At 75.9% G+C, this 7,405-nt stretch carries 6 protein-coding genes and 1 pseudogene; 5 read left to right on the top strand and 2 right to left on the bottom strand.

From position 1 onward, the window contains the following. Positions 1–118: 118 nt before the first annotated feature. Complete coding sequence (locus tag ACWGB8_RS37035) at positions 119–1,573, top strand: dihydrolipoyl dehydrogenase family protein (RefSeq protein WP_452218058.1); 1,455 nt, start codon at positions 119–121, stop codon at positions 1,571–1,573. Positions 1,574–1,715: 142 nt separating this feature from the next. Beyond that, positions 1,716–2,810, top strand: coding sequence for a WD40/YVTN/BNR-like repeat-containing protein (locus ACWGB8_RS37040; protein WP_452218059.1), 1,095 nt, complete (start codon positions 1,716–1,718; stop codon positions 2,808–2,810). A gap of 58 nt (positions 2,811–2,868) precedes the next feature. On the opposite strand, the gene ACWGB8_RS37045 is transcribed toward ACWGB8_RS37040, so the two are convergent. Both ACWGB8_RS37045 and ACWGB8_RS37050 read right to left on the bottom strand, forming a co-directional pair. After that, complete coding sequence (locus ACWGB8_RS37045) at positions 2,869–4,032, bottom strand: epoxide hydrolase family protein (RefSeq protein ID WP_452218060.1); 1,164 nt, start codon at positions 4,030–4,032, stop codon at positions 2,869–2,871. A 91-nt stretch (positions 4,033–4,123) separates the two neighbouring features. Next, positions 4,124–5,164: an aldo/keto reductase gene (locus ACWGB8_RS37050; protein WP_452218061.1), complete on the bottom strand. Its 1,041-nt coding sequence runs from the start codon at positions 5,162–5,164 to the stop codon at positions 4,124–4,126. A gap of 108 nt (positions 5,165–5,272) precedes the next feature. On the opposite strand from ACWGB8_RS37050, the gene ACWGB8_RS37055 reads away from it, so the two are divergent. The 3 genes and pseudogenes from ACWGB8_RS37055 to ACWGB8_RS37065 form a co-directional block, all read left to right on the top strand. Continuing rightward, entirely contained in the window at positions 5,273–5,977 is a 705-nt protein-coding gene (locus ACWGB8_RS37055) for a TetR/AcrR family transcriptional regulator (protein WP_452218062.1), read from the top strand. A 69-nt stretch (positions 5,978–6,046) separates the two neighbouring features. Next, complete coding sequence (locus tag ACWGB8_RS37060) at positions 6,047–6,583, top strand: GNAT family N-acetyltransferase (RefSeq protein ID WP_452218063.1); 537 nt, start codon at positions 6,047–6,049, stop codon at positions 6,581–6,583. A 91-nt stretch (positions 6,584–6,674) separates the two neighbouring features. Next, a pseudogene (locus ACWGB8_RS37065) lies at positions 6,675–7,405 on the top strand (hypothetical protein); the annotation flags it as partial.

Raw genomic sequence — 7,405 nt, forward strand, 5'->3', positions numbered from 1 at the left:
CGGGCCCGGGCGCAGCGGCGCCCGGGCCCGTCCGCGTGTTCCGCTGCGCCGCCACGGGTGGCGGGCGAGGATGGAGCGCCGGCAGCGACACATCCGCGAGAGCGAGGACCGACCCGCCATGAGCGAGCAGACCCCCACCCCCGACGGGACCGACGCGTACGACGTCATCGTGCTGGGCGCGGGCCCGACCGGCGAGAACGTCGCCGACCGGGCCGTCGCGGCCGGGCTGCGCACGGTGATCGTGGAGAGCGAACTGGTCGGCGGCGAGTGCTCGTACTGGGCCTGCATGCCGAGCAAGGCGCTGCTGCGGCCGGCCGCCGCGCTGGCACAGGCCCGGGCGGTGGCCGGGGCGCGGGAGGCGGTCGGCGGGGCCGGGCTGGACGCGGCGGCCGTGCTGGCCCGCCGGGACTCCTTCACCTCGCACTGGAAGGACGACGGGCAGGTGCAGTGGCTGCGCGACACCGGGATCGACCTGGTGCGCGGCCACGGCCGGCTGGCCGGCGAGCGGACCGTCGCGGTCCGGACGGCGGACGGCACCGAGCGGCGGCTGACCGCCCGGCACGCCGTCGCCGTCTGCACCGGCAGCCGGCCGGTGCTGCCGAAGGACGTGCCGGGGCTGGAGCGGGCCCGCCCGTGGACCAGCCGGGAGGCGACCGGCTCGCCCGCGGTACCGGGCCGGCTCGCGGTGGTCGGCGGCGGGGTGGTCGGCGTGGAGATGGCCGCGGCCTGGCGGGCGCTGGGCAGCGAAGTGGTGCTGCTGGTGCGCGGCGAGCGGCTGCTGCCGCGGATGGAGCCGTTCGCGGGCGAGCTGGTCGCGGAGGGCCTGCGGGCCGCCGGGGTGGAGCTGCGGGTCGGCGCCGAGGTGGTCTCGCTGGAGCGCGCCGACGGGCAGGTCGCCCTGCACCTCGCGGGCGGCGTACGGCTGGTGGCCGACGAGGTGCTGTACGCGACCGGGCGGGCGCCGCGCACCGACGCGATCGGTCTGGAGACGGTGGGCCTGGAGCCCGGCAGCTGGCTGGAGGTGGACGACAGCTGCACCGTGCGCGGCGTGGCGGGCGGGTGGCTGTACGCCGCCGGGGACGTCAACCACCGCGCCCTGCTCACCCACCAGGGGAAGTACCAGGCCCGGATCGCCGGCGCGGCGATCGCCGCCCGGGCCCGCGGGAAGGCGCTGGACACCGCCCGCTGGGGCGCGCACTCCGCCTCGGCCGACACCGCCGGGGCGCCCCAAGTGGTGTTCACCGAGCCGGAGGTGGCGGCCGTCGGACTCACCCTGGCCGCCGCCGAGCGGGCCGGCCTGCGGGTGAAGGCCGTCGACCACGACCTCGGCGCGGTCGCCGGGGCCTCGCTGTTCGGTGACGACTACCGGGGGCGGGCCCGGGTGGTGTTCGACCTGGACCGCGAACTGCTGGTCGGCGCCTGCTTCGTCGGCCCCGGGGTGGCCGAACTGCTGCACTCGGCGACCGTCGCGGTGGTCGGGGAGGTGCCGATCGGCCGGCTCTGGCACGCGGTGCCCGCCTACCCGACGATGAGCGAGGTGTGGCTGCGGCTGCTGGAGGACTGCCGCGGCTAGGGCTTGGTGCCCTGCGGTGTCCCGCGCCCGGCTCTCCCGGTGACGGCGCGCCGAGCTGTGGGCGGGCGCCCGCGGCGGGAGACTGGCCGGGGGGCCGAACCGCCGGGCGCTGGCGTCCGGCCTTGAGCGGGTGGTGTGGCACATGGGCAAGGTGTTGGTGGCCGTCGGCACCGAGAAGGGCCTCTTCCTCGGGCGCAGCGACGACCGGTTGACGTGGGAGTTCAGCGGACCGCACTTCCGCATGAACGCGGTCTACGCCGTCTCGATCGACCGCCGCGGGGGCCGGGTCCGCCTGCTGGCCGGCGCCGACAGCAGCCACTGGGGCCCGTCGGTCTGGCGCTCCGACGACCTCGGCGCGAGCTGGTTCGAGCCGCCGCAGCCGGCGATCCGCTTCCCCGAGCACACCGGCGCCTCGCTCACCCGCGTCTGGCAGCTGCAGCCGGCCGGGGAGGAGGCGCCGGGGGTGGTGTACGCGGGCACCGAGCCGGCCGCACTGTTCCGCTCGGAGGACGGCGGGGAGACCTTCGCCCTGGTCGAGTCGCTGTGGGAGCACCCGCAGCGCGCCGAATGGGGCGAGGGCTACGGCGGCCAGGGCCTGCACACCGTCCTGACCGACCCGCGCGACGCCCGGCGGCTGCTGGTCGCGGTCTCCAGCGGCGGCGTCTACCGCAGCGAGGACGGCGGCGCGAGCTGGGCGCCGTCCAACACCGGGCTGCGCGCCGAGTTCCTGCCGGAGGAGAACCAGTACCCGGAGTTCGGCCAGTGCGTCCACAAGATCGCCGCGGACGCCGCCGACCCCGACCGCCTCTACCTGCAGAACCACGGCGGTGTCTACCGCAGCGACGACGCGGGCCGCAGCTGGCAGTCGATCGCCGACGGGCTGCCCGCCGACTTCGGCTTCGCGGTCGCCGCCCACCCCGGGCGGGCCGGCACGGCCTACCTGTTCCCGCTCGGCGGGGCCGGCGACCGGATCCCGCCGGACCGCCGCTGCCGGGTCTACCGCACCGCGGACGCCGGCGGCAGCTGGCTGCCGCTCGACCGCGGCCTGCCGGACGAGGACCACTACGGCGTGGTCCTGCGCGACGCCCTGCGCACCGACGACGCCGAACCGGCCGGCCTCTACTTCGGCAACCGCAACGGCGACGTCTGGGCCAGCGCCGACGAGGGCGCGAACTGGCGGCTGCTGGTCTCCCACCTGCCGGACGTGCTCTGCGTGCGCGCCGCCGTGATCGGCTGAGCCCCGCCCACCGCCCCCGGTCGGCCCTCGTGACCGCTGACCGACCGGGGTGGGCCGGTCAGCCCCGCTCCGCCTCCCGCAGGGGCCGGAAGAACGCCCGGACGTCGTCGACCAGCAGCTCCGGGGCCTGCAGCGCGGCGAAGTGGCCGCCGGTGTCGTACGCGGTCCAGCGGGTGATCCGGTGGGAGAGCTCGGCCAGGCCGCGGACGGCGTGGTCGCCGAGGAAGTCGGCCACCGCGGTCGGGACGGCCGAGGGCGCCGGCCTGGTCCCCCAGGACTCGGCTCCGGCCTCGCGGTAGAGGCGGGCGGCGGAACCGGCGGTCGCGGTCAGCCAGAAGATCGCGGCGTTGGTGAGCACGGCGTCCCGGTCGACGGGGGTCTGGCGGGTGGCGGTCGGGTCGTGGTCGACGAACCACTCCAGGTTCCAGGCGAGCTGGCCGACCGGAGAGTCGTTGAGCGCGTAGGCGACGGTCTGCGGGCGGGTGGCCATCTGGGTCGCGTAGCCGCTGTGCCCGTACCACCACTGCTCGTTGGCCTCGGCCCGGGCGCGGTCGGCGGCGCCGAGCAGGTCCAGTTCGGCGGGGTCGGCGGCGGTGGCGGCGTCGGCCAGCGCGTTGACGTGGACGCCGATGACGTGCTCCGGTGCCACCCGGCCGAGTTCGGGCGAGAGCAGGGCGCCGAAGTCCCCGCCCTGGGCGCCGTACCGCGGGTAGCCGAGGCGCCGCATCAGCTCGGCCCAGGCCAGCGCGATCCGGCGGGTGCCCCAACCGCGTTCGCGGGTCGGCCCGGAGAAGGCGAAGCCGGGCACCGACGGCGCGACGACGTGGAACGCGTCCGCCGGATCCCCGCCGTGCGCCCGCGGGTCGGTGAGCGGGCCGAGGATGCCGAGGAAGTCGGCGACGGTGCTGGGCCAGCCGTGGGTGAGAACCAGCGGCACGGCGTCCGGCTCGGGCGAACGGACGTGCAGGAAGTGGACGTTCTGGCCGTCCACGGTGGTGGTGAACTGCGGGTGCGCGTTGAGCCGCGCCTCCTGCGCCCGCCAGTCGAAGCCGTCGGCCCAGTACCCGACGAGCTCCTTGAGGTAGGGCAGGGCCACCCCGTACTCCCAGCCGGCGTCCGGGAGTTCGTCGGGCCAGCGGGTGCGCAGGAGGCGCTCGCGCAGGTCGTCCAGGTCGGCCTGCGGGATGTCGATGCGGAAGGGTCGGATCTCGGTGCTGTCCATGACGGCGACGCTAGGAGGCATCGAGGACGCTTGATGTCCTCGTTCCGTCCTCGATGCCTCCCGGTCGGCCGACCGCACCGCCCGGCGGCGTTCAGCGGGCGGTCAGCGGCGGGTTGAGCCGGGCGAAGGCCTCCTGGCGCTCGTACGGGAAGTACGGGTACGGCGCCGGGCGGGCGCTGGCCGCGTCGAGCCGCGCCATCTGCTCCGGGGTGAGCTGCCAGCCGACCGCGCCGAGGTTCTGCCGCAGCTGGGCCTCGTCCCGGGCGCCGATGATCACGGAGGAGACGGTGGGCCGCTGGAGCAGCCAGTTGAGGGCGATCTGCGGGACGGCCCGGCCGGTCTCCTCCGCGACGGCGTCCAGGACGTCGACGACCCGGTAGAGCTGCTCCTCGTCGACCGGCGGGCCGAAGTCCGCCGTCTCGTGCAGCCGGCTGCCGGCCGGGAGCGGCTGACCGCGGCGGATCTTCCCGGTGAGCCGGCCCCAGCCGAGCGGGCTCCAGACGACGGCGCCGAGGCCCTGGTCGTGGCCGAGCGGCATCAGCTCCCACTCGTAGTCGCGGCCGATCAGCGAGTAGTAGACCTGCTGGGCGACGTACCGGGGGTGGCCGTGGCGGTCGGCGGCGGCGAGCGACTTCATGGTCTGCCAGCCGGAGAAGTTGGAGACGCCGGTGTAGCGGATCTTGCCGGCCCGGACCAGGTCGTCCAGGGTGGCGAGCACCTCCTCGACCGGGGTGGTTGCGTCGAAGGCGTGCAGCTGGAAGAGGTCGAGGTAGTCGGTGTCGAGCCGGCGCAGCGCCGAGTCGACCGCGGTGATCAGGCGCGAGCGGGAGGTGCCGGCGTCCATCGGGCCGTCGCCGACCGGCAGGCCGGCCTTGGTGGAGATGACCACCTGCTCCCGGCGGCCCTTGACCGCCGCACCGAGCACCTCCTCGGAGGCGCCGTCGGAGTAGACGTCGGCGGTGTCGAACATGGTGATGCCCGCTTCGAGGCAGATGTCGACGAGGCGGCGCGCGGCCTGCACGTCGGTGCTGCCCCAGGCTCCGAAGAGCGGCCCCCGGCCGCCGAAGGTGCCGGCCCCGAAGCTCAGCGCGGAGACCTTGAGACCGGACGCGCCCAGCTGCCTGTATTCCATGACTACCCCCAGTAGAAGACGTGTGCGCCACCTAACGGGTCTATAGTTCCGTTTGGCGCAGGACCGACAGTAGCACCTGCAGCGACCAAACGAAACTGGAGTCCCGTTATGCCGGAGCCGAGCACCCCCGCCGAGCCGACCGAGCCCACCTCCCCCACCGGACCCGGGGCCGCCGGAGCCGCTACGGCCGTCCCTGCCGAGGCCGTCCCCGCCGAACCCGGCACCGTCCGCCCCGGCGGGCGCACGGCCCGCGTCCGGGCCGCCGTCCTGCAGGCCGCCGGCGACGCCATCGCCGAGCAGGGGTTCTTCGCCACCGACCTCGCCGAGGTCGCCCGCCGCGCCGAGGTCGGCAAGACCACCGTCTACCGCCGCTGGGGCTCGATGACCGGCCTGCTCGCCGACCTGCTGGCGGACATGGCCGAGCAGTCCCTCCCCCGCACCGACACCGGCACCCTGATCGGCGACCTCACCGCCAACGCCCGGCTGGTCCGGCGCACCCTCGCCGACCCGCGGCAGGGCGCGCTCTTCCGGGCCGTCATCGCGGCGGCCACCGACAGCCAGCGGGCCGCCGAGGCCCTGCACCGCTTCTACGCCGTCCGGGTCGAGGAGTGGGCGCACTGCGTCCGGCAGGCCGCCGAACGGGGCGAGGTGCCGGCGGGCACCGATCCGCACGAGGTGGTCCGCGCGGTGTCCGCCCCCCTCTACTACCGGATGCTCACCACCCCCGGCCCGCTCACCGAGGAGGACGCCGACCGGGCCGCCGCGGCGGCGGTCGGGGCGGCCCGCGCGGGGGTCTTCGTCCGGCAGCCGTGAACCCGCGGGCGCCGTCCCGCAACCACCCGCGGGCGAACGGGCGTTCGGGCGCGGGCTATCGTCGGGCGGATGGAACCGACCACGCTGCAGCCCGTCACCCCCGAACTGCACCCGCTCGTCGAACGCCTGGCCGGCCTCTACTGGCACGACATGTCCGAGTTCCTCGGCCACCTGCCCGACGCCGAGGGCCGGTACACCTTCCGGCCGCTCCCGCGCTTCCTCCACGAGCCGGACCGCGACGCCCTGGTGATCCGGTACGGCGACCGGCCGGCGGGCTTCGCCCTCACCCGGCGGATGGCCGAGGACCCGGACGGCCGGACCTCCATCGGCGCCTTCTTCGTGGTCCGTGCCCTGCGCCGGCACGGCGTCGGCCGGCAGGCCGCACTGCAGTTGCTGCACGGCCGGCCCGGCCGCTGGGGCATCGCCTTCCAGGACGCCAACCCCGGCGCCGCCCGGTTCTGGCGCCGGATCGCCGACGAGGCGGTCGGCGCCGCCTGGCGGGAGGAGAAGCGCCCCGTGCCGGCGACCGCACCGGCCGGCACCCCGCCGGACACCTGGATCCTGCTGGACACCTCCGGCGTTCGAGCCGCAGTCGAACGATCCTGATCCCACGCCAACTGCACGGCTCCCGGGGAGATCCCGGACCGCCCTATACTCCCCCTGCTCGACCGACGAGCCGAACTGGGGGGACGCACTGATGGCGGAGGGGTACACGGGAACGCCGCTCGTACTGGCCGTGCCGGCCGTGGGCGGTCTGGCACTGGCCGTACGACTGGTGGCCATTCCGCTGCTGGTGCGCGCCCAGCAGGCCGTCCGGGAGCGGGCGCTGGCGGCGCGCGGCGGGCCACCCGCACCACCGATCGGCCTGGCGGCGGCCTTCGGCGACCTGCTGGCCGGCCTGGCCACCGGGGCCGGGCTGCTCTGGCTGCTGGCCTACAGCGACAACTTCGGCTTCTACCGGCTGCTGGCGACGATCCTCCCGAGCGACGGGTTCTCCCTCGGCAGCCTGCTGGGGCTGCACGCCGCCCACTTCTACATCGACGTGGCCGAGTACCTCGTCCCGGCCGTCGCGGCGCTGGTGGCGTGGCTGCTGCTCTGGGTCCTGACGCAGCGCAAGCTGCTCACCGCCGGCATGCCCGAGGGCTTCCGGCCGTCGCCCGGCGCGTGGGTCCGGGTCGCCGCAGGGGGGCTCCTGCGGCTGGCGCTCGGCCTGCTGGCGCTGCCGATCGGGCTGGTCATCGGCGCACTGCTGTTCCAGGTCGTCGCGGTCGTCACCGCCGGGCGGCCGCGCACCGCGCTCACGCCCCCGCCGGTACCGCCGCAGCCGTACGCGCCGCCGATCGGGCAGCCCTGGCCGTACGCCGCCCAGGCCCCGCACGCGCAGCCCGCTCCTTCGCCGCAGCCCCACCCCGCGCCCCAGGGTGCGCC

This window comes from Kitasatospora sp. NPDC054939 (genome assembly GCF_053610105.1).

Coding starts and splice junctions, on each gene's coding strand:
- ACWGB8_RS37040 (WP_452218059.1), top strand. CDS start 1,716: ATGGGCAAGGTGTTGGTGGCCGTCGGCACCGAGAAGGGCCTCTTCCTC.
- ACWGB8_RS37055 (WP_452218062.1), top strand. CDS start 5,273: ATGCCGGAGCCGAGCACCCCCGCCGAGCCGACCGAGCCCACCTCCCCC.
- ACWGB8_RS37045 (WP_452218060.1), bottom strand. CDS start 4,032: ATGGACAGCACCGAGATCCGACCCTTCCGCATCGACATCCCGCAGGCC.
- ACWGB8_RS37035 (WP_452218058.1), top strand. CDS start 119: ATGAGCGAGCAGACCCCCACCCCCGACGGGACCGACGCGTACGACGTC.
- ACWGB8_RS37060 (WP_452218063.1), top strand. CDS start 6,047: ATGGAACCGACCACGCTGCAGCCCGTCACCCCCGAACTGCACCCGCTC.
- ACWGB8_RS37050 (WP_452218061.1), bottom strand. CDS start 5,164: ATGGAATACAGGCAGCTGGGCGCGTCCGGTCTCAAGGTCTCCGCGCTG.